Genomic DNA, 21667 nt, shown 5'->3' with positions numbered 1-21667 from the left:
GCATCAGTGCAGTCTCTCTAACTTGTTCAGGTTACCGAACCGTCGGCAGTGAATAGACCTCGCCGGGTCCAAACGCAGGAAATTGCGTCGGGTCTATCCCTGCTTCAAGCACACATCTCAGCAACAGTTCTTTTGGTGCCTCACGTGCCTCGTGGGTCAACTGAAATGTCCCCCAGTGGAATCCGAGCGCTTGCTTGGCAGCGACATCGCGGAAAATGCGCACCGACTCCTCGGGGGCGACATGCTGATCCGACATGAACCAGCGGGGCTCGTAGGCGCCAATCGGGATCAGTGCGATATCGGGAGAGCCGTGTCGGCTGCGAATGTCGTGGAAAATCTTGCCATCCCCATAGCCTGTATCCCCTGCGAACCAAATCTGAGCTTTGGGGCAGTCAATCCAAAAGCCGCTCCATAGTGCCATGCGCCGGTCTCGCACCCCGCGCGATGACCAGTGGTTGGCGGGTGTCAGGCAGACAGACACCTCAGGTGACAGGGCAATCCGGTTGTTCCAGTCCTCGCAGGCGATCCGCGCGGTTCCAATGCCTTTGCGAACCGTCGCATCGGTGCCAAGTGGCATCACCATCAGCGGGCGGTGCAGCGCCTCCAGACGCCTGAGCGTAGAAATATCCAGATGATCGTAATGGTTGTGACTCAGCAGGACTGCATCAATCTTCGGCAAGTCGTCAAAATCAATCCCCGGCGCGGTGACGCGTTTGGGGCCAAGAAAACTCAACGGGCTTGCGCGGTCGGACCAGACGGGATCTGTCAGGATGTTCAATCCCGCGACTTGGATCAGCACCGTTGCATGGCCCACCATCGTAAGGCGTGGCAACTCGCTGGTTGCGGGTGGCGTCGATGGGTTCACCGGAACAGACTTTGGCCATCGCGCGCGGCCGCTTTCCCGCTGCCACCGCAGCAGATCGCGCAGCGAACGGTCGGGAGAAGGTTGGCCTGGCGAGTGGAACCGTACACCGTCGAAATGGTCACTCACCGGACCGGAATAGTATTTGTTTTTTGGCATGCGCGCCTTCTCAATCGCGATCAGTCGATCATCTTCAGGCAGTATGACACTGCTGCACCCTGACTAGAACTTCGCGATCAGGTTAATAAACATGCCCTTGTCGTCATAAGTCAAATCCGTCAGGTCATCCGAGAATTTCCCGAAATTATACCCGACACCCACCTTGTAGTTGTTCCCGATATGGCGATACGCGGCGCCCAATATGCCGTATTCCGTGACGCCCGCCTGCTCTGCCCGCAAAGCGCGCCCTTCGACCAGAACGTCCCATTTATGGGTCAGGTGGTAACGCGCATTCGCCACGACCAGCCACGCATCATTGTCCTGAAACGCCGTCGTCGCATCCGGAGAGCTTTGCGACCAGCGGCCACCCAGCTTGCCGCCCAAGGTCCAATTGCGGTTCAGATCGTAGGACGCGTCCAAGGACAGCACATGGCTTTTCTGGCGCGGGCCGGGGTCATTGGTGCCGTCCACTTCCTGCCCGTAGAGGTCATGCAGGTAGGTATACTTGAGCAGCACGTTCAGCCGGTCGTTTTCAATGGGACGATAGGCATAGCCCAAAGTCAGCTCCGCATAGCGCCCGTCAGGGATCGAAGAGCCGTCAGTGTCGGTGTAGCTGCCATCGAAACTGAACAGCAACCGTTGCTCTTCATCGATTTTGTAGCGCAGGGTCGAGACCAGCGCGATCGTGTCACCGTCACGACTGGTGTTGTTATAGACCCCGCGGTCACGTCGGTATTCCAAGCGCGCGGTGCCTGTAACACCTGTCTGGTTTTCATACCGCACACCAAAGGACAGTGCGGTGCGATCAAAGTCACCGTTCGCACTATCGTCCACGCGACCAACCTCGACGGAGGCCGAGTAGCGCAGGAATTCGGACCGCGCGTAGTTGATCCCGTAAGTCGAGGTTAGCGAACGGTGCTGCCCGAACAGATCATATGTATTCTCGGCATAGACATCGACCGCTTGGCTCAAGCGGCGGGTACCACCAACTACGAACTGACCACGGTCCTTTCCGCTCAGGTCCACGCCGTTATAGCTGCGGCCGGGATCAAGGGTGTATCCGAAATATGCTGTGCCATCCTTGCCATTGTCATAAGACAGCAGCGCCAACGCCCCTACCCCGCGCGACCCATCGGAGATTTCGCCCTCAAAGGTCCAATTTTGTGCGAATTGATATTTCACGCCTGCACCAACACGGTGATTGCGTGCCAGCCCGCCAGAGCGAGAAACCGTCGCTTGACCGAACACGGAGTATTCCAACTTCGGGTTCACCGTGATCGTCGCGCGCACAGCAACGTCAGTGCGCTTGCCTGTCTCGTCCGCCGCACCCGCGGGGGTCACCTTGTCGATATGCTCGATGCCGAAATCGTAGGTCAGGCGTTTGCTGACCTTATAGGTCACTTCCAGCCCGCCCTCGCGAGCGACCTTGCCCGCGTCATCGGTGAAATCATCATAGTAAAGACGGTAAGACAGCCGTTCAGTTGGTGCATACTCGCCGTAAACACCCCATAGTTCCTCATCAACGGTGGTCTGGTAATCCAGCGTCGAGAACCCTGCCCGACGCTTTTCGTAATACGCGCCTAGCTGGCCGTTCAGATCCGGGTTGAGGTCTTTCAGATCCACTTGCCCACGGGCCATATAGGCCTCACCCGTACCACCAACCGCATTGGTGTTGGTCACGATCAGGCCACCATCAGACGAATAACTAGACCCGAACCCCGGCCCCTCTGTGCGGGCATATTCAAGCTCCAGGAATGTGGTGTCGGAAATCTCGTAGCGCATGTCCGCGCCGTATGCCGTTTGGTCGGCGATGTCCGTCTGCTCGACCAGACCTGTCGCGCCGAACCGCAGATTATCGGTTGCCCAGAATTGCGCCCGCCCACCATAGGCGTAGCCATCGATGGTTCCTGCGGTCGGGGTGAATTCATAGTTCACAGTCAACTGGACTGTGTTCTCGCCCAGCGGGTCAGTGATCACCGTGCCACCGCCCGTAGCCCCCGTTAAAGGCCGCGTCAGCGTGATGACACCTTGCAAGTAGTTGATGTCATAGTCGCGCCCGTATACGAGCACCTCGCGACTGGTCACGCGGCCCGTGTCAGGGTCGCGGATTTCGATGGCGATGGTTTCAGAGCCAATGGATAGGTCTTGGCGTTGCAGGAAGTAAACCGAGCCGCCAGTGCCACGGAACACATCCCGACCCGGCAACGTATCTGGCTGCGCGGCATATAGATCAAGCTCTGCCCGAGGCTCGCCTTTGGACGTCGTCGCCTGTGTCTGCACATGTCCTTGGAAGCCGTAAAGCGTGCGTTCGTTGCGCAGGAAATGCGATCCGTTGACCTGACCTTTGTAGTTCCCCCACAGGGCGAAATTGCCCTCCCGCTCTGCTTTGAAGTAGAACTTGCCAGAGGTCGGCGCGTCTTCAACTATCGTACTGTCATCACCGTAAACGGGATAGGCTTTTTCACTGTCGAGCCGGAGCAGAAGGTGGCGCGGGTCTTTCTTGTCGAGGTTGCGGAATATCTCGCTCAACTCGTCTTCGCCCGTGTCTGCGCTGGCGGTGATGTTCCAACCCTTTTGCGTTTTGCCTTTCACGTAAAACGCCAACCGCCCTCGGTCGTAATACTTATCCACGGCACCGCCTGCGGCGTTCTTGCCCGCATCTTCACGGTATCCAAAGGTCAGATCCACCGTCGCCACGCCAAACCACTCGGAGCGTGGAATTTCGACGGAGCGTTGCAGGTAGATGTCCTCTCCCGCGCCGCTGATCCGTACTTCGACGTCGCGTTCGCCCGCAGGCAAGATGCGCTGCACGACGAAGCTGCCATCCGCATCAGGCTTAACATTCTCGCCCAAGGTTTGGACAGTTGCACCTGAGCGCACCCCCTTACCGTAGACGGTGATCGCCCCACCGGAGACGGGGATACCACGGACACGGGTGGCGTCGGTGCCTTCCTCAGCCTGCGCAAACAGTCCACGGTCGTCGCTGCCTTGCAGGGAAAGCGGTTCGGTCTCGTTGTAGCGCCCGCGCGCGTCATACACTCTGTGGATAGCAACAACGTCGCGGCCTTCGGGGATGGTCACTGAGACGGAGCCGTTCGGTTGCACCGGCACCACGGCCAAGGTTTTCGGTCCTGCTGCGTTGCCGATATCCACCATGCGCACCTCGCCGCGCGACAGGTAGGCGGGGTAGTTTGTCCGCGAGCGGAATGTGACAACATCGCCTGCTTCGAAGGCTTCGGTTTGATCGACGGCGACGAGGTCAAGGCGCGGTACCGCACCCAATCCGTCGAACTTCACCTGCACATCCGCGTTGGACAGCGCGATGTCAGTTTTGCGGATTTCGTCTTCTACCCGCTTGTCACCAATGACAGGTTTGCCATCGATGGAGATCAGGAAGCCATCCCCGCCAACCGCAGCGTTGCCGCGATCTAGCTCGTTGTTCTCTCCCGCGGGGACAACAACGACCTCGGACGCGTTGTCTTGCGTACAATTGGCAGGAAGAACGCCGTTGACCAATGCGCAAGAGGTTTCAAAATCCGCTTCTTGAGCAGTTACCGCCCCGCCCCACACCATGGAAGTAGAGGCAATCAAAACGGCGCGTAAGGTATTGTTCATTTTCATAATCCCGCTCCCCTACTGCACACGCTTGATGCTGCGTTCGATGTTGAGCTTGTATCTGCCGGAGCCTTTCCAGCGCTCTCGAACAAGGCTTTCAACCGCCTTCAGTCGCGCATTCGCGAGTTTCCGGTCTTCACCTTTCAGAATGTAGCTGAGCCGCAGCACCGAAGGTGTCGATTTGATCTGACCAATCAACCCATCAACCCCGCTCTCCAACGCAGCAGATGGCTTGGACGAGCTGCCAAGGAACGCCGCAGCGGTGAGGTCGATATCAACCACATTGGACAGCGACGCACCGAAGTTCAGCTTGGCGAACTTACCAGCCGTAACACGGATCACACGCGGGTTTTCCGTGGTCACGCGGTAGCCTGTGGGCAATGTCCGTGTGTCGAGTTTAAGCGTGAAGTTGGAGCCGATATCTTTCGGAAGCTCTGCACAAGGCACGTGATACCGGCCATGCTCGTCGGTCGTTATCAGCAAGCCACGCACAGTCGCCAAGCGCACACCGGGCAAGCCCGGCTCTCCCTGATCCTGATAGCCGTTCTGGTTCTTGTCATCGAAAACCTTGCCAATGATGTCGGAGCAATCAAACACATGCTCCGGCTCGACCCGCACGACAGCCGTGGCGACGTTTGAAATCGGCGCACCAGCGGCGTTGGCAAGGAACCCTCTGTTGGTCAGATCACCGTAAGAGCCGTTCGCCACCACCCGCGCCGAAAGCGTCAGGTTTATGGTTTGTCCCGGCGTCACGGTCTGCCCCGGCCATTCTAGATGCAAGCCTGTCACGGTTGGCTCAATCGCGGCCCCATCCACGCGTGCGGTGTTGGGAGTGTAGAGCATACCGGCTGGCAACAGGTCGACCAGTGTCGCGTTGGTCACTGTCGTCGGCGTATTGTTGGTGAAGGTCAGAGTGAAGTTCACCGCCTCGCCGAACACAGCCGAATTGCGGTCGGCGACTTTGGTTGCCTGCAAATCGGGCGTTCCCGCGCAGTTTTCCAGCGGGATGTTGTTGTTCAGGATGAACGGATCACCCGCCTCGAAGGTCAGGGTCAGGTAGAACGGGTTCGCCCCTGCGGAGAAGTCCGCAAGTCGGTCGGTGGCGCCAAACTCCGAGGACCCGATAGAGGCCGGATTGGCTGGAAGCAGGCTGGTCGCGTCGAGTGTCGGGCTTGCCAAACGGCTTGTCGACACGGCACCGGACGCCGGATAGGTCGGGTTGATCGTGTAGGTGCCGGCGCGGGTGACAAAGAACTGGAACTCCCCTGCACTGCCATCCCGCACGATGGTGATGAAGTTGCTGGTCCCGACACCGGTTTGTGTGCCGAATGGCCCCGTAACCGAGATTGAGCCCCCCGCAAGAATGCGCCCGTCATCCTCGCAATAGAAATAGCCCGTCGGATCGTAATCGTTTGCGTCAGGTATGCCGTCCCCGTCACGGTCCGCTGTCGCTGATTCTAGGGAGTCTGGCACCCCGTCCCCGTCACTGTCCGTCACGGCCACACTGGCGGTCGCATCTTGCGGGCTTGGCAAAAGACCGGAGGTCAGATTTGCCACGTTGTCCGCTGGCACGCCCGCCCCTTCGGTGCTGTAGACCACATCAATTTCAACCGTTCCGGTTTCGCCCGGCGCAAGGGTCGGATTCCCGCTCAACGTCGCGGTGTCGCCTGCCCCGTCAAAGGACGGATTGACCGCCGCGTCGGTAAAGCCGCTGGTGCGAACCGACAGCCCGAACGGTGCATCCCGCAACACTTCCGCCGAGCCTTCAAAAGCGCTTAGATCATCCGCAATCTGGTAGCCCTCTTGCGTCACATTGCCGGTATTCTCGACCGTCAGAGTGAACGTCACCTGATAGATCATCGGGAAGAGCGGCACGGGTTGCGACGCCGTTTTGACGAAGGTATTCGCCGGAGCGGCTTCGATCGTCGCGATCGTCGGATCGTCCTCATCATTGCCATCCGAGGGGTCGTCATCGCGGGACACATCAGAAAGCGGGCCACCGAGTGGTGTTGTCGCGGTTGCCGTTACCGAGTTGCTGACCCCGCCCGCATCGACATCGTCTTGGGTCAGGATGTAGCTCACAGTGTACGTCGCTGTTTCACCCGGATTCAGCGTTCCTTCGCCCGACCCTTCTGAAGCGCTATCAAAGCTGACGCTGGTCGGCGTCAGCGCCGCGCCATCCAGCCGACGCAAGTTCTCGATCAAGGCAACGCTGCTCAGGGTAACGTTGCCGGTATTGGCGACTTCAACCGCGAACTCGACGCGGCCACCATCAAACGGCTCATCCGCCGAAACCACACGTTTTAGCACGTCCAAGGCTGGCGCCGCCGGAATGGTCACAACGGTCGGGTCATTTTCCACATTGCCATCGAATGGGTCCCCGTCGGCTGACAGGTCGCTCACTGCGCTACCATCAGGACCTGTGCCCGAAACGGTCGCAGAGTTGGCAACGCCACCCGCATCGATATCCTCTTGCAGCAGCGTGTAGGTTGCATCCCAGATGACCTGCTCACCGGCACCGATAAAGCTAGCATCGCCGACTGGAGTTGGCCCCGTGGTCAGCGCCAGCGCACCACCACCGTTTCGTGTCAGTTGGTCGTCAATCGTGACACCATCAATATCGACATTGCCAGTGTTGGCCGCAGTGATGCGGAAGACAACTTGCTCGCCTGCAATGGAGCCTGCCGATACGACCTCTTTGGTCACCACAAGGCGCGGGTCCGACGTGATCGAAACCACGGTCGGATCGTCGGTCAAGTTGCCGTCACCATCATTGCCGTTATCCGATGTGTCACTCACCGGTGTGGTATCCGGTCCTATGGCATCGACCACCACCGTGTTCGACACACCCTGAGCGTTCAAATCCGCTTGGGTCAGCGTGAAGGTCGCGGTGTAGACCCAAGTCTCGCCCACATCGAGCCGGCCATCGCCATCCGCATCGCTTGACGCGACCAGTGCAAACGGGCTGTCCAGCGCAACACTGCGCCCGTTCAGGTTTCGCGTCATCGTGTCGGTCACGTTCACATTATCAAGGGTGACGTTTCCTGTGTTCTCTACCTGCAAAGTATAGCTGGCCAAATCGCCGACGGCGACGCCGCTAAAGCTGACCACCTTTGTGGCCTCAAGTGACGGCGCTTGGGTCGGGCCAGTCGTGATAATCGTCGCCGTGGCATCTACCGGGTTGCCCAACTGATCTGCAGCGGTGACGTCAACTGTGTTGGTCAAGCTGCCCGCATCGACCAGCGCCTGATCTACTTCAAGCGTGAACGCACAACTGCTATCCGTTGCCCCGACATTCAGCCGCGCGATCTCACACGCAGGCCCGCTATCCAAGCTGTCATCGACCGCAACATTGAACAGCGTCACGTTGCCGTCATTGGTCACGTCAAACGTGTAGGTCACAGAACTGCCCACAGGGCCGAAGGGCGACACGCTGGGGCGCTTGACCACCGACATAAGCGGATTGGCAGTCGGCATGGTTGTCGTCTCTGCGCTGGTCTCTTCCAGCTCGCCACCTTGCGGTGTCTGTGCCGTGGCCGTCGCCGTGTTCTGCACTTCGCCTGCATCAATGTCGTCTTGCGTAATTTCATATGTCGCGGTGCAGGTCAGGCTGTCCCCGCGCAACAATTCCGGCGTGGAGCAGACAAGCGTCGGGAAGAAGGGATCGCTGACGCTGACCGTGTTAAGGGTCTGGTTACCTGTATTGGTCGCAGTAAACGAATAGGTAATATCCGTGCCGACAGCGCCCGCAGGGTTCGGGCTCGACACTTTGGAGAACGTCAGCTCCGGCGTTAGATCCGCCGCCACGGTCACGTCAACCGGTGTTGAACTGACCGGAGTATCACCCGCCCCGAACAGCGTTTGTGCATAGGCCTCGTTGGTCACTTCACCCGCGTCCAAGTCCTCTTGCGTCACTTGATCAGTGCCCGTGCAAGTCAGCACTTCACCAGCGCGAAAATCGGGGTCGTTTGTCGGATCTGCAGCGGGATCGAAGCAGATGATTTCGCCAAGACGGTTGTCATAGACCGTCACCACGGAGGCAAAGGTTCGCGTCCCCGCATTGAGAACTTCGAATGTGTAGGTGATCTCGTCACCCACCTCCGCAAAAGTCGCACCTGCTTCGGCGGTCTTAGTGATCTCCAGCAAGGGGGTCGCTGCATCAGGGATGGTTTCCGTGACGGTCGGGCTGGGTGTGGTGCCGTCGGTTGCATTTGCGGTGTTGGTGACCTGTCCAAGATCTACATCAGTGGCCGTTACCGTATAGGTGGCCGTACAGACATAGGTTCCGTCCGGAGCGATCCCTTCCGTTGGGAAAGGTGTCGGGCAAACCACCGTATCAATCAGGTTATCCTCGACCGCAATCGGATCAAAAATTGTCACGTTGCCGGTGTTGGTCACTGTGTAGGTGTAGGAAATCTCGGGACCCGTGAAGAAGTCGGTTGCCAGAACTTCCTCGGCTTCTTTCAAAAGCTCCATCGCCGGGCTCTGCACAGAAGGCACTGTCAACGTCGCTTCGGGACTGGTTGTGGCACCACTGGTTGCGGTGGCTGCGTTGTCGACACCTCCGGCATCCACGTCAGATTGCAGAACCTCATAGTCCCCGAAACAACTGATGCTTTCACCCGGAGCAACTGGTGGCGCAGGACAGGTGATCGTACCCCCTGCATCGGTGATCAGGGGGTCGGTGATCGTAATCGCGTCGGTCAGCGTTACGTTGGACGCGTTGGTCACCACGAATTCATATCGCAGGATGGCGCCATCCTCGGTGAAATTCGCAGGTTCGCCATCCACGAGTCTTTTAACCAGCTCAATCGCGCGGTCTTCGGGAATGTCCAAAACCGTCGGATCGTCGCCGGTATCCCCTGCTCCGGTATCCCCGTCATCGGATGTATCCGTTACGGGAACACCGCTTAGGGGCGTGCCGCTGACCTCCGCGGTGTTCGAAATACCACCCGCGTCGATGTCAGCTTGGGTCAAAGTGTATTGCGCGGTGTAGGTCGCGATCTCGCCCGGCAGAAGCGTTCCCTGAGGTGACCCATTGCCAGCCCCCGCGAAAGCCACCGGCGCGTCGAGTGCCAGAACGGTTCCATCCACACGCGTCAGCGTATCGTCAACACTGACACTGTTCAGGGTGACATTGCCGTCGTTTGTAACTGTGATCTGGAACGTCACCACCTCATCCACGGCGATCGTGCTGGAGGTAATGGTTTTCAACGACGAGATTTGTGGATCAACAACAATGTCGAACGGCGTCGGGCTGTCTTCGCCCCCGGGCAACCCGTTGCCAGACCGGTCTGAAACGGGCGTTCCGTCCGGTGACGTGGTCGTGACAAGCACCGTGTTGTCGATCCCTCCGGCATCCACATCGGCTTGGGTCAGGGTGTAGCTTGCCTGATAGGTCCAGACTTCACCCACATCGAGAGTTGCCAATGGTGCGGCATTCCCGGACGCGAGAGTTGGCCCCGTGGTCAAAGCGAGAACTGCGCCCCCGTTTCGGGTCAGATCGTCGTCGAGAACCGGTGTTGCGAGCGTTACATTACCAGTGTTGCGAACAACGATCTCGAAACTCACGACGTCATCAGCGGCACTGCCGGTGCTTCCCGTCACTGTCTTTTCAACGGCAATACCCGGGTTCGACACTTCGACCGGCACATTGACCGTTACGCTGTCACTTGGCGGGGTTGTCCCGGCGGGGCTGGATGTGCTGACGCTTGCGGTATTGGACAACACCTGCCTCGCGTCGATATCGGCTTGCGTGACAGTATATTCGGCACTGAATTCAACCGCATCACCAGGTGCGAGGCTATCCCAAATCCCGTTAGCCCCCGCATCGGTCGAGTCGTTGGCAACACCCGCATCAACGACTTGCACGTCGCCCGCGATGCTCAGGGGCGCTGTGGTCGTGGCGCTGGTATGCGTGTCCGCCATCGTCACCGCATCAAGGGTCACGTTGCCTGTGTTACTAACACGATAGGTGTACTCGATTATGTTACCGATTTGTGCATCCGCTGTAATCGACGGTGTTTTTGTCAGGCTCACACCCGGAGTGCGCGTACCAGTGGTTGTAACGCTTGCGACTTCCGGCGTCGGGGCTTCAGCACTGGTGGCACTTGCGTTGTTCGTAATCGTTCCCGCGTCCACGTCGGCTTGCGTGACGGGATAATCCCGCGTGCACGAAACAAACTCCTGCGGCGCAAGGCCACCTGCCGGAATTGTACCACAGGCGAAGGGGCCGGGCTGAATAGCGGCGTCAGTCACAAAAGGCTGCGCGAACAGCGTCACGTTGCCCGCGTTGGCGACCGTAAACGTATAGGTGATCACGTCACCTGCCGCCGAGAAGTCGGTCACATTGGCTTCTTTGTTAAACGCAATTGCAGGCTCTGCGGGCGGGCCGAGAACCAATACATCGTCGATCCCGACCGTCGGACCGGCTCCCGCGCGTGGTGTGCCCGATGCCGTCGCCTCGTTGGTGAACGAACCGGCATCAACCTCGTCTTGCATCACCGTAAGGGTGAACACACAGCTGTCGTTTCTATCCCCAGGTGCCAGCGTGCCGACATTGCAGGTCCCTGCGATCAGGTCGTCGGTGACATTGATGTTGTCGACCGTGATGTTGCCCGTGTTTTCAACCTCAACGATGAATGTGACCACTTGACCCGGTTGGGTATAGGCTGGGTCGGTTCCGCTGATCGGCTCCGGGTTGATACGTTTCGTAACAGTTAGCTCGTCGTTCGGTGCATCGACTCCCAAAACGTTTTCGGTATCGGTTGAAACGATCGTCCCGTCGGGGGCAGCTCCGCGCACATTCGCGGTGTTGCGGACTTCCTGATCATCGACCATCGCCTGAGTGACTGTCAGCGTGCCCGTACAAATCAGCGGATCGCCGTTCGGGTCAAGGTCTGCACTGGTAACACTCGCACCAGATTGCAGGCAGCTGAGAGATGGCAGCAACGGGTCGGAAATGCTTGCACCCAAAATGGTTTGGTTGCCCGAGGCCGTTGCGGTCAGCGTGTAGGTCAATATATCGCCTGCGGACGCTGGCGTGGTGGGTGACACTTCTTTGGTTAGCGCAACCAGAGCCTCAACATCACCGCTGACGGTAAGTGTGGCAGGTTGGGACTGCACCGGATCACCCGCAAAGCTCGTCGTCGCAGAGGCGACGTTGGTTACACTCCCCCGATCAAGGTCTTCCTGCGTCACGGTGTAGGTTCTGGTACAGATTGCGATTTCCGTCGGCTCGTCGATTATGCGCGCGAAAGTGCCTCCCGACGGGTCAACGCAGGTGATGGTTTCACCCGGGAATTTGTCATCCGTCACGGTCCCGGGGGATGGCAATCCAGTATTGCCTGTGTTGGTCACCTCATAGACATAATCAATCTCGTCATTCACCGCTGCGAAAGTGACACCTGTTGCAGGTTCGGTGCGCTTGAGCACGGAGACAGCAGGTTCTGCATTCAATGGATAGATTGCACTGTTCGGCGCAGATAGGATTTGACTGGCGTCAGGCAGTGTACCCGTTGCGGTCGCCACATTGACAGCGGACCCAAGAAGGATGTCGTTTGCCGTGACGGTGTAAGGCGACGCCGGACCTGTGCAGGTATAGGTGTCAGATGGCTCCAGTATCGTTGGTATTCCGGTGCAGGTGAACGGGCCGATCTTTGGGTCACTGATGACCGTCGCAGGATCAACGGTGATCGAGACATTACCGCTATTTGTGACCACGAAGTTATAAGTGAGTTCCTGCCCCTCGAAGAATCCCGGGTTTGAAACCGGCAGGCCCGAGGCCGAAACAAAGTTCTTTTCAACAACCAGAAGCGGGTTTTGCAAGGCTGGTACAGTCACGCTGTCGCTGTTGGAGCTGAGCGTTGCGGCCCCAAGGTTAGGCCCTGTGTAGGCGGTGGCGGTGTTGGTCACTTCGCCATCATTCACGTCGCCTTGGGTCGTGCTGTAGGGCTGCTCGCAGATGATTTGCGCTGTTGGGGCCAAATCGACAGCCGTACAAACCAAATCCGTGCCGAAGCGGTCGTCGTCGATTTTTATGTCGTCAGTGATCGTCGTGTTCCCGCTATTGGTCACGACATATTCATAAATAAGCGGCTCGGCCGCTGCGGAGAAGCTGACAGCTGACGTGCTTTTCAAGCGCTTGTCCAAGGTCATGGCGAAGTTTTGGTCGGCGTTCAGTGTGAGCACAGCGTCCGGCGACGTGATCGAGCCCGCCGTTGTCGTTGTCGTGGCGCTCGCAGTGTTGGTCACGGACCCTGCATCAATATCAGGTTGTGTGATTGCATAGGTTCCCGTGCAGGTGACAACCCCCATTGGTGGTAGGCCACCCGCAGGAAGTGCATCACAAGTGACCGAAGAGATTCGGTCATCCGTGACGGTGATTGCATTCGGCAGGGTCGTATTGCCGGTGTTTGTCACATCGTAGCTGTAGGTGATCACCTGACCAAGCGTGTCGAAGTTGCCAGTCAGGTCGCTTGTCTTCACAACACCCAACGAGCGGGTTTGTGCCGGACTGTCCAGCTCGACGGTTGCACTATCACCAACGGTCGTACCATTGATCGTTGTACCGGATGCGCTTGCGGTGTTGCTCAACGATCCGCGATCGACATCCGCTTGTGTAATCGTGTAGCTGCCCGTCATCGGAACGGATGCCCCACCACCGACGGGGTCACAACTGGTCGCAGTGGCGGAAGGTGCCAAGGTCGGCACGATACAATCCAGCCCGATCAGCGCATCGGTGACCGAGATATTGTTCAGCGTGACATTGCCGCTATTGGTGACGGTAATGGTGTAGCTCTCGGAGCTGAGTGGCAGGCCGAAATCGCCGCTGGTGTCATCTTCGACTTTTGTGACGGTCAATGCAGGGGCTTCGAGCGGGCCTGTGACAGTTTCCTGAGGGGTCTCAGTTAGAGGCGTCCCGTCCGCACCTGTACCCGTGACAGTCGCGGTGTTTACGACACCGCCAGCATCCACATCGGCCTGCGTGACAGGGAAGGTAAACTGGCACGAATTGTCAACTTCACCCGGCTCAAGCGTTCCGACCGTCGTGCACAGCTGACCACGATCAGAGACCTGAACACCGTTGATGCGCACGTTGCCATTGTTGGTCACGGTGAAGCGATAGGTGATTGAATCGCCGTCAACAGTATAGCCGGACAGCGCGTCTTTTACGGCCGTGAAACTCGCGTTTCGGGTGGGCCCCGGAATGGTCAAACCAGAGGTTTGCGGCGCGACACCAGAACCCGACGCGGTCGCAAGGTTGACCACTTCCCCGGCGTCGATGTCGTCTTGCGTGACAACATGCGAGAAAGTGCAACTGCTACTGGACGCGCCCGGGGCGAGGGTCGGAATGTTACAGCTATAGGCCGCATCAAGAACGTCCGTGACAGTCAGGTTCGTCAGGGTTTGCAACCCGTCATTGGTCACCTCGATTGCATAGATCAGCTGTTGGCCGACCGTGGTGAAGTCCAAACGGTTGGCAGTTTTGTCGACGCTCAACACGCGGTCGGTAGGTTGGACCGCACGCGTCGCAGTGGAGCTATCGGTTTGCGTGTCCTGGCTGCCCGAAGCGGAAAGGCCGGTCACGCTGGCATTGTTGAGAACAGTTCCCGCGTCAACGTCCGCTTGGGTGACTGTGTAGCTGCCGGTACAGGTGGTGGACGCAGACGGTGCCAAGCTGCTCACAGGACAGCTTGCGTTGCTGATCAGATCATCGGTCAGCACGAAGGACGTCATCGTGACATTGCCGGTATTCACGATGTCAAAGCTGTAGCTCAACACCTCGTTCACAGTGGTGAAGCTCGCGGGTCCGGTCTTGGCAAAGGTGAACTGCAAGTTCTCCGCAATCGGTGTCGTCGCTGTTGCGGTGTCGGACGTAATCGTCTGCACGCCGGAGCCGTCGTTGAACGGGAAGGATGCGGACGCCGTGTTCACGACCTCGCCCGCGTCGATCTCGGCCTGCGTTAAGGTGTAGCTCGCAGTGCAGTCGAAAGACTCCCCTGCCGCAAGGAGTGTCGGCGCATCGAGTGTTGCCGGCTGCGCCGAGCAATCGACCGCTCCGACATTGGGGTCATTTACCGTGATCGGGTTGGTCGACAGCAATAATTGCGCCGTACCCGTATTTTGAACGTTGAACGTATATGTAACGGAGGTCACGCCAGCGGGAATAGGCGAAGGCGATGCCGTCTTGGTCAGCGTCACTTCGGGCGTTTCGCTGTTGGACACCGTTGCGCCATCGCTGGGCGACGTTACACCACCGCCACTTGCGGTCGCAGAGTTTACGACCAAGCCGGACTGCAGATCAGCCGTAGTCAGTGTGTAGTCGCGCGTACAGCTTTGCATTGTCCCTGCAAGCAAAGGCCCTACGAAGCACTCGAATGGTGCGCCAAGTTTGCTGTCAGTGATGGTGATCGGACCCGGATTGTCTACATTGCCGTCGTTCGTCACATCGAATGTGTAGGTGATCGTCGCGCCAAGGCTAAAGCTGGGGGCTGGCGCGCCGGCGCTTTTTGCCAGTGCCAAAGATGGTGTTTGAACGGCTGGCACCGTCAGCTCTTGCTCCACGCTTTCGATCGCGACAGTCTCGCCACGCGGGGTGGCGGATGCCGTCGCGGTGTTTGTTACGCCACCATCGTTCACATCCATCTGCAAGGTGATGTAGTCTGCGGTACAGACGATCTGGGACATCGGTGCGATTTCGGATGCGGGGCAGCTCACAGTCGTTTTGTCATCAATGACGCCGACGGCCTCTAGCGTGACATTCCCGGTATTCCGCAAAACATATTCGTAGCTGAGCGTTATCGCGTCTGCCGCAAAGCTTGTCGGGCTGGTGGACGCCAAACGCTTGGTCAGTGTCAGACCTGTCGAGCGCGTGGCCGTCACCATCGCGCTGTCACTCTCAGACAGGTTAACACCCGCAATCGAAATTTCCGCGGTGGCGGTATTGTCGATCTGACCGTCATCGATATGAGGTTGCGTCACGGAAATTTCTGCTGTGCAGGTGATCTGCCGTCCTGGCGCCATGGCGCCTGCGGGACATGTCACGGGAATTCCCAGGCTGTCGGTCACGGATGGCGGCGCAGGGAAGGTGATATTTCCGGTATTCGTTACATCGAAGGCGTATTGGACGACATCGCCGACGCTATCATACGTCCCGGTCAAGGCACGCTTGACGATGGTCAAAGCGGGTGCTGCGGCCGGTCCGCTTAATTCCACAAAGTCCGTATCCTGTACGACCCCGCCAGTCGCCGCGTCTGCGGTGACCTCGGCGTCGTTGCGAAGCAGCGTCCCCGCGGCAAAACTGTCCACGTCAGTTTGCAATACCGTATAAGTTCCCGCGCAGGTTTCGACAGCATCCGGCAACATTGTTGCAAAGGTGCAAGACAGGCCGGGGATGTTCGGGTCCGTGACCGTGATGTCCGTCAGCGTGACGTTGCCGGTATTCTCGACCCTGAATTCATAGGGCACAGTTGTATTGGCCGCACCGAACGCTGCACTTGTCGTTGATTTCTCGAGGGTTATTGCAGGAATTGCAGGTGGGCCGGTGACCGTCTCGGTATCCGTAACTGCACCCAACACACCAAAATCCGGGGTACCTTGGGTGGTTGCTACGTTGGTGACCTGCTCGGCCTCGATGTCGGCCTGCGTAACAGTGTAAGTTGCGCGACAAATCGTTTGAAACGGTTGGGCAGCACCGGACGGGCTGTCTAAAATGACTTGGTCATCGCAGGTGACGCTTCCACCCTGCGCGCTGATCCTGTCGTCAGTTACGCCTACATTGCGGATTGGAACGGAACCGATATTTCTCAGGACAAAAGTGTAGTCAATCTCGTCCCCGACGTCGTTATAGGTGGTCGGGTTGGCAGACTTCTCGATTGTCATACCCGGGGCAACCGTTTGGATGTTCGAGTTCTGCAAGCTTGGGCCGCGCTGGAAATCCCAATAGTTGTCGTTCGGGTCGTCGTCAAAAACCTGAATTGTGGTCTGACCTGTAGGCCCTGTGTCCAGCAACGAATCCATTAAGCCGGAGTTAGAGGACGCGAACCAGCCCGTGTTAAATGTGTTGTTTCCAAAACCGGTTCTAAACCCGAAGGACCGCGTGCCGTTGTCATTGGTCCGTTCGGTCGTTAGGCCAGACCAACTCCCCACATCGAAGCCGTTTATTCGCAGAGTGATGTCATTTTCATCAAAGCCACCCGGTTGGGTGTCCCCGTCATAGGCCGAAAACCGGATATGGACCCGTGCAAGGCCACCACCAAAATAGTCCCGGCAGCTTGAAAAGCCGCAATCAAGCGGGATCGGATCATTTATGGTGAAAGGATTCCCTCCCAACTCCGGACGATTGGGACGGTTGTTAAAGCCGACAAACGCGTTGGCGGGGTCGGAGAACTGGTAATATATGTTACCGTTCAGGCCAATCATGACGATGGCAACGCCCCCTGCCTCAGGGTATTCTGTAGGCAATGTGATTGACGTTCCAGGGACAGTGGACGTGAAGGTCGTGGCCTGTGCGGAGGTGGCAACCAATCCGAGCCCCATCCAAATAACCGATAGTAAGATCAGAATTGGTGCCGCAATATCGCGGGAGGTCCAGATCTTCATGCAATTGTCCCCGTCTCGAAACACTGCGCGAACTCGCAAGAGCACGCGCATCTAAAATGAGAGTTTGCGACAAGGTTTGCCCTGCTCGCGTGTTCTTGGGATAATTCGACCCGCCTCGGCTGCCTTTAGTTGAAACAGCTTGAATCAGTCTCGCAAAAGTACACGCGATCCTCAATCGCTAAAAGGGCTTGAAAGGGGGGAAAACCCGCGGCAAATTTGCAAAATGTGGGAATATCTTGTGGAATTCGTCAATATGTTGCGGCTCGCAAGGAAAACTCGCCAGCGGTGATTCTTGCGCTGTTGCCCAAACTCCCCGTCACATTTCCGCCTCATTTTTGACACCTACGCGTCAAAGTGCTATGGTGCCTTCGTCTTTAGTGAGTATTTTTATTAAACAGGAGGCCGCTAAAATGGCCTATGAAGCACCAGCCCCGACTCCAAACCCGCAACCGCAGGATACCAAGTCTCCGCGACCAACGCCGCCCGCCGGCTTTTCGGATTGGGCTAGCTTATAAAGCCCCTTTCCTCTGCGATACCGATGAGATTAAGCAGGTTCTATGACCGACCCTGTTTCCTCTATCCGTAACCTTGGCCCCGCCTACGAGGCCAGCTTGGCCCGAGTAGGCATTCAGTCAGCCGAGGCATTGCGTGCCCTTGGAGCCGATGCGGCTTACGCCAAGCTTTTGGAAAATGGCGACCGCCCCCACTTCATCGGCTTTTACGCCTTGGTGATGGCCCTTCAGGGTAGACCATGGAACGATTGCAAAGGTGCGGAAAAAGTTGCGCTGCGCGTTAAGTTTGATGCGTTGAAAGCCAAACACTTCAACAAAAATATCAGTGCGTTAGAAGCTGACCTTGATGCGATTGGCGTCGGCCTGCACCGCTAGTGCAAAGAAAAAGGCCGCACAACCTGAAGTTGCGCGGCCCTTCCCCAAATTTCTGTAGCCGAAGTCTTAGCCAACCAGCTCTAGGCCGGAGAAGAAGAACGCGATTTCTTCTGCTGCGGTCTCTGGCGCGTCGGAACCGTGTACGGAGTTTTCACCGATGGACAGCGCGAACTCTTTGCGGATGGTACCGTCTGCTGCGTCCGCAGGGTTGGTTGCACCCATAACTTCGCGGTTTTTCGCGATGGCGTCTTCGCCTTCCAGAACCTGAACAACAATCGGCTCGGAGATCATGAACTCACACAGCTCACCAAAGAACGGGCGCTCGGAGTGGACACCGTAAAACTGCTGCGCTTGGGCCAGCGTCAGCTGAATGCGCTTGGAAGCAACAATGCGAAGACCGGCCTCTTCGAACTTGGCAGCGATTTTGCCAGTCAGGTTGCGTTTGGTGGCGTCTGGTTTGATGATCGAGAATGTGCGTTGGATAGCCATGATGCGGGTCCTTACCAAGAGTGAATTTGAGGCGCACCTAGCATGGTGGTCTGCTCATGAAAAGCGCCCAATTGACACCCCTGCCCGCATAGGCGAAACGCAGGGCATGTTAAGCATGTCAGAACTCCGCTACGCCGTCGAAGGCCGTTCCCTGTTTGAGGGCGCCTCGGCCAATATCCCTACGGGTCACAAAGTTGGCCTCGTGGGGCGCAACGGGACGGGCAAAACCACCCTGTTCAAATTGATCCGTGGTGAACTGGTTCTGGAGAGCGGCACGATCACTATGCCGGACCGCGCCCGCATTGGCGGGATCGCCCAAGAAGTGCCGTCGAACGAGGTCTCTCTTCTCAACACCGTTCTGAACGCGGATAAAGAGCGCGCAAGCCTGATGACCGAGGCCGAAACGGCCACAGACCCCAACCGCATCGCCGACATCCAGACCCGTCTGGTAGATATCGACGCATGGTCTGCGGAAGCGCGGGCCTCTTCGATCTTGGTGGGTCTTGGCTTTACGCCCGAGGAAACACACCGTCCCTGCTCCGACTTTTCGGGTGGCTGGCGGATGCGTGTGGCCCTGGCCGCAGTGCTGTTCTCGGAGCCGGACCTGCTGCTGCTCGACGAGCCGACCAACTATCTGGACCTCGAAGGCGCGTTGTGGCTGGAGCATTATCTGACCCGCTACCCGCATACGGTCATCATCATTTCGCACGACCGAGAACTCTTGAACCGCTCGGTCAACGGCATCCTGCATCTCGAAGACAAACAGCTGACGTTCTATTCCGGCAACTACGACCAGTTCGCCCGCCAACGCGCCGCGCGCCGTGCGGTGCAGGCTGCGGCCGCCAAGAAACAGGATTTGCAACGCGCGCACCTGCAATCCTTTGTGGACCGCTTCAAGGCCAAGGCGTCGAAGGCCAAGCAGGCCCAATCCCGCGTGAAAATGCTGGAGAAGATGGAAACGATCACCGCCCCCGAAGACGCGGCCCGTGTGGTGTTTACCTTCCCTGAACCGGAAGAGCTGTCACCGCCGATCATCAGCACTGAAAGCGCGTCTGTTGGATACGATGGAAAAGTTATTCTGAGCCACCTGAACCTGCGCATCGATCAAGACGACCGCATCGCACTTCTGGGTCGGAACGGAGAGGGAAAATCCACTCTTGCCAAGATGTTATCTAACCGTCTTGAAGTTATGGGAGGGCGCATGTCGACCTCCAATAAACTGCGCATCGGCTTCTTTGCCCAGCATCAAGTCGACGAGCTTTTCGTTGACGAAACCCCGCTGGAACACCTTATCCGGGAACGCGCCCATGAGGGGCAATCCAAGCTGCGCGCCCGTCTTGCCAGCTTCGGCCTTGGCCCTGATCAGGCGGACACAGAAGTGGGTCGTCTCTCTGGTGGGCAAAAGGCACGTCTGTCGCTGCTATTGGCCACCCTGCCCGCGCCGCATCTGTTGATCCTCGATGAGCCGACAAACCACCTTGATATCGAAAGCCGCGAAGCCTTGGTGCAAGCGCTGACCGCCTATTCCGGCGCGGTCATTCTGGTGTCACACGACATGCACTTGCTGTCTCTCGTCGCAGACCGTCTGTGGCTGGTTAAAGACGGTCGCGTGAACCCGTATGACGACGACCTCCCCAGCTACCGGAAGCTGCTTCTGGCACCGCCAGAGAAGCCTCAGAAAGACAAGCCGAAGGCCAAGACCGCATCGCGCGATGACATCCTGGCCCTGCGTTCGGACGTGCGAAAATGCGAGGCCCGTGTCGCCAAGCTGTCGGAAATGCAGAATGAGTTGGCAAAGCGTCTTGGCGACCCGAAGGTCTATGAAGACCACATGGCCGACAAGCGCGCGGTCTGGCAGAAGAAGTATTCCGAGGTCATGGAGGCCATGGACCGCGCAGAGGCCATGTGGGTCAAGGCGCAGTCCAAACTGGAAAAGGCGGAAAGCTAAGTTCCGCCCGCCACATCAATCGCGATCTTGCCGACATGTGTTTTGGCAGCGAACGCGGCTTGGGCAGCCTTCAGGTCTCGCAGCGGAAATGTTGCGGTCACCGCCGGCCGCAATCGCCCTGCCTCCACATAGCTGATCAAGTCGGGCATGATGTTGTCCGGCTGAAAGGTCGATCCAAAGAAACTCAGGTCGCGCAGATAGAGCTTTCGCACATCCAGCTCGACAATCGGACCTGCTATCGCGCCAGAGCACACATAGCGCCCAAAATCGGCCAACCCGTCGAGCATGTCTGGAAAACCGGGGCCGGCCACCAAATCCACCAGCACATCAAATGCACCGCGCGGCGGGGTTTCATCGCGGGTTAAGATTGCGTCCGCACCCAATTCTCGCACGGCATCCGCTTTGGAAGGTGTTGTAACTGCAGTCACATGCGCCCCACGCATTTTTGCCAATTGCACTGCCGCAGCCCCAACTCCACCGGATGCTCCTGTGATCAACACACGCTCAGCCTTGAGGGATGCGCGTTGCAACATGCCCTCTGCCGTGGAGTAAGCGCAGGGAAGCGTGGCCAGTTCCAGATCGCTCCAGCTGCTGTCCACCACAAGGGCATCATGGGCGCGAGCCACGCAGAATTGGGCAAAGCCGCCATCGCATTCCGACCCCATGGTCCACACGGCGCCATCATGATTTTGCATGGTCCGTACCAAAACACGCTCGCCAATTCGGTTCGGGTCAACGTCGCGCCCGACTTGCGAAATCCGGCCACACACATCCGCGCCCTGAATGCGTGGTAAGCCAAGGGGCGTGCCGGACCATGACGCATCCACGTCCGAGGTTTCACTGACCGCATCGGTCGCCCCGCGTACGGTCTGGGAATACCAGCCTATCCGCGTGTTGATATCGGTGTTGTTGACCGAAGAGGCCGCCACTTCGATCAGGACCTCGTCGGGTTTTGGCGTCGGAACTGCAATATCGTCCCGCCATTCCAGCATATCAGGGCCGCCATGACCCGTCAGGACCATGCCTGTCATCACATTCGTCATGTCAAATCTCCCAGATATGCCGACAAAGGGTTTTCCTTCGTGAAACAAACATATAGGGCGA

General features: G+C 58.0%; 7 protein-coding genes. 2 read left to right on the top strand and 5 right to left on the bottom strand.

Annotation, left to right across the window (positions count from 1 at the left end; translation table 11 throughout):
• Positions 1–31: 31 nt before the first annotated feature.
• From BDE40_RS04200 to BDE40_RS04190, 3 genes are all read right to left on the bottom strand, one after another.
• Positions 32–1021, bottom strand: a complete 990-nt coding sequence (locus BDE40_RS04200; RefSeq protein ID WP_134013112.1) for an MBL fold metallo-hydrolase — start codon at positions 1019–1021, stop codon at positions 32–34.
• 63 nt (positions 1022–1084) lie between these two features.
• Positions 1085–4642 (bottom strand): LPS-assembly protein LptD, encoded by a 3558-nt coding sequence (locus BDE40_RS04195; protein WP_134013110.1) that lies wholly within the window; start codon positions 4640–4642, stop codon positions 1085–1087.
• Between the two features lie 12 nt (positions 4643–4654).
• The gene (locus tag BDE40_RS04190) at positions 4655–17239 is read right to left on the bottom strand and encodes a DUF7507 domain-containing protein (RefSeq protein ID WP_162848023.1); all 12585 of its coding nucleotides are present in this window, start codon (positions 17237–17239) and stop codon (positions 4655–4657) included.
• Positions 17240–17796: 557 nt separating this feature from the next.
• Between BDE40_RS04190 and BDE40_RS04185 the strand changes: the two genes are divergently transcribed.
• Positions 17797–18126 (top strand): TfoX/Sxy family DNA transformation protein, encoded by a 330-nt coding sequence (locus BDE40_RS04185; RefSeq protein WP_134013106.1) that lies wholly within the window; start codon positions 17797–17799, stop codon positions 18124–18126.
• 66 nt (positions 18127–18192) lie between these two features.
• Here the strand turns inward: BDE40_RS04185 and ndk are convergent, their stop codons facing one another.
• On the bottom strand, positions 18193–18615 hold the full coding sequence (ndk, locus tag BDE40_RS04180) for a nucleoside-diphosphate kinase (RefSeq protein ID WP_073141126.1): 423 nt from the start codon (positions 18613–18615) through the stop codon (positions 18193–18195).
• Between the two features lie 106 nt (positions 18616–18721).
• On the opposite strand from ndk, the gene BDE40_RS04175 reads away from it, so the two are divergent.
• The gene (locus BDE40_RS04175; RefSeq protein WP_134013104.1) at positions 18722–20563 is read left to right on the top strand and encodes an ABC-F family ATP-binding cassette domain-containing protein; all 1842 of its coding nucleotides are present in this window, start codon (positions 18722–18724) and stop codon (positions 20561–20563) included.
• Here the strand turns inward: BDE40_RS04175 and BDE40_RS04170 are convergent.
• Positions 20560–21606 (bottom strand): zinc-binding dehydrogenase, encoded by a 1047-nt coding sequence (locus BDE40_RS04170; RefSeq protein WP_134013102.1) that lies wholly within the window; start codon positions 21604–21606, stop codon positions 20560–20562. The genes BDE40_RS04175 and BDE40_RS04170 overlap by 4 nt on opposite strands.
• Between the last annotated feature and the right edge of the window lie 61 nt (positions 21607–21667).

It is taken from the genome of Litoreibacter halocynthiae, from assembly GCF_004365635.1.
GTDB classification, from domain to species: Bacteria; Pseudomonadota; Alphaproteobacteria; order Rhodobacterales; family Rhodobacteraceae; genus Litoreibacter; species Litoreibacter halocynthiae.
Note: the sequence above shows the minus strand (reverse complement) of the source record. Positions and strands in the feature narration are given on the sequence as shown.

What these genes read in the sequence shown, in the direction of transcription:
- BDE40_RS04185 (WP_134013106.1), top strand. Translation starts at nt 17,797, where the DNA reads ATGACCGACCCTGTTTCCTCTATCCGTAACCTTGGCCCCGCCTACGAG.
- BDE40_RS04190 (WP_162848023.1), bottom strand. Translation starts at nt 17,239, where the DNA reads ATGAAGATCTGGACCTCCCGCGATATTGCGGCACCAATTCTGATCTTA.
- BDE40_RS04175 (WP_134013104.1), top strand. Translation starts at nt 18,722, where the DNA reads ATGTTAAGCATGTCAGAACTCCGCTACGCCGTCGAAGGCCGTTCCCTG.
- BDE40_RS04200 (WP_134013112.1), bottom strand. Translation starts at nt 1,021, where the DNA reads ATGCCAAAAAACAAATACTATTCCGGTCCGGTGAGTGACCATTTCGAC.
- BDE40_RS04195 (WP_134013110.1), bottom strand. Translation starts at nt 4,642, where the DNA reads ATGAAAATGAACAATACCTTACGCGCCGTTTTGATTGCCTCTACTTCC.
- ndk (WP_073141126.1), bottom strand. Translation starts at nt 18,615, where the DNA reads ATGGCTATCCAACGCACATTCTCGATCATCAAACCAGACGCCACCAAA.
- BDE40_RS04170 (WP_134013102.1), bottom strand. Translation starts at nt 21,606, where the DNA reads ATGACGAATGTGATGACAGGCATGGTCCTGACGGGTCATGGCGGCCCT.